Source organism: Arthrobacter sp. GW460-12-1-14-TSB2 (assembly GCF_059423525.1).
Window position 1 is genome coordinate 1 of the sequence record NZ_JBWKYC010000052.1, and the last position, 1,436, is coordinate 1,436.

General features: G+C 61.3%; 2 protein-coding genes. Both read left to right on the plus strand.

Annotation, left to right across the window (positions count from 1 at the left end; genetic code table 11):
* The first annotated feature begins 222 nt into the window (after positions 1-222).
* Positions 223-543, plus strand: coding sequence for a transposase (locus tag AC07YR_RS23225; RefSeq protein ID WP_494735412.1), 321 nt, complete (start codon positions 223-225; stop codon positions 541-543).
* 50 nt (positions 544-593) lie between these two features.
* On the plus strand, positions 594-1,397 hold the full coding sequence (locus tag AC07YR_RS23230) for an IS3 family transposase (protein WP_494735413.1): 804 nt from the start codon (positions 594-596) through the stop codon (positions 1,395-1,397).
* Positions 1,398-1,436: the final 39 nt, after the last annotated feature.

The window sequence follows — 1,436 nt, forward strand, 5'->3', positions numbered from 1 at the left end:
TGAACTGCTCCCCGGAAGTTGGACTGAGAAATTCAGTTCCGACTTCCGGGGAGCAGTTTTATGCGTTCGTTTAGTTCATTGTCAGAGGACCAGCGCGAGGCGGCTGTAGCGTGGTTTGAGAAGGGCGTCGGGTATCGGTCGACGGCCAGGCTGCTGGGTGGGTCTCTTGCGCCGGTCAAGGCACTCCATCTGCGGTGGAGAATTCATGGCCTAGGAGTGCTGGTGACCAAGCCGACAAAGTCGTACTCGTTCGAATTCAAGCTCGCCTTGGTGGAGCGGTTCCTCGCGGGTGAGACTGCCCCGGATCTGGCAGTGGAGGCCGGTTTGTCCTCGCGTGAGTTGCTGCAAAAGTGGGTCCGGGCGTATCGCCAGGATGGCGCGGACGCATTGCGTCCCAAGGCCAAAGGCAGGCCGCGGAAACCCGCTCCGCCGCCGGCGGAGATGCCCGAGCTGGAGCGGTTGCGGCAGGAGAACGAGCGGCTGCGCGCTGAGGTGGCGTACCTGGGAAAACTGCGCGCCTTGAGGGCTCAGGGACGACGGTAAAGGTTCAAGCCGTCGTTTCCCTCAAGGCTGACTATGCGCTTGGTGTCCTGTTGGACATCGCCGGACTAGCCAGATCCACGTTCTTCTATCACCAGCCCCGGCTCCAAGCGCCCGACCCGAAAGAGAAGCTCAAAGCGGCGGTCACGGAGATCTTCGAAACGAACCATGGCCGGTACGGGCACCGGCGGGTCCACACGGAACTGCTCAAGCAAGGGTGGACGGTCGCGAAGAAGACCGTGTTGAAGCTGATGCAGGCACTCGGCTTGGCCTGCAAGGTCCGGCGCAGGAAGCACTACAACTCCTACCGGGGCAACGACCAGGCTGCGGTAGCGCCCAACATGCTGAACCGAGAGTTCGAGGCTCAAGCACCGAACCAGAAGTGGGTTACCGATGTGACGGAGTTCAGCGTCGGGGACCGGAAACTCTACCTCTCACCGGTCATGGACCTCTTCGACCGGCAGATCATTTCTTACTCGCTGGGCTTGTCGCCAAACCTGGCGCTCACCAACGATTCCCTGCGTGAGGCCCTGACCTCTCTGCAGCCCGGTCAGCAGCCGCTGGTGCACTCGGACCAAGGTTTCCAATACCGCCACGCCTCCTGGCGCACCCTGATCGAGGGCGCCGGCGCGGTCCAATCAATGTCCCGCAAGGGCAACTGCTACGACAACGCCGTCATGGAGAACTTCTTCGGCCACCTCAAGGAAGAACTCTTCCACCACGCTCGGTTCCTCACCACTGACGCACTGGCAGGTGCAATAAGGGACTACATCCACTGGTACAACACCGAACGAATCTCCACAAAGCTCGAGGGCCTGAGCCCGGCGCAATACCGTGCCCAGGCCCTCGCGGCTTAGGATCTCATTTAACCAGTCCAACCTCCGGGGACCAGTTCA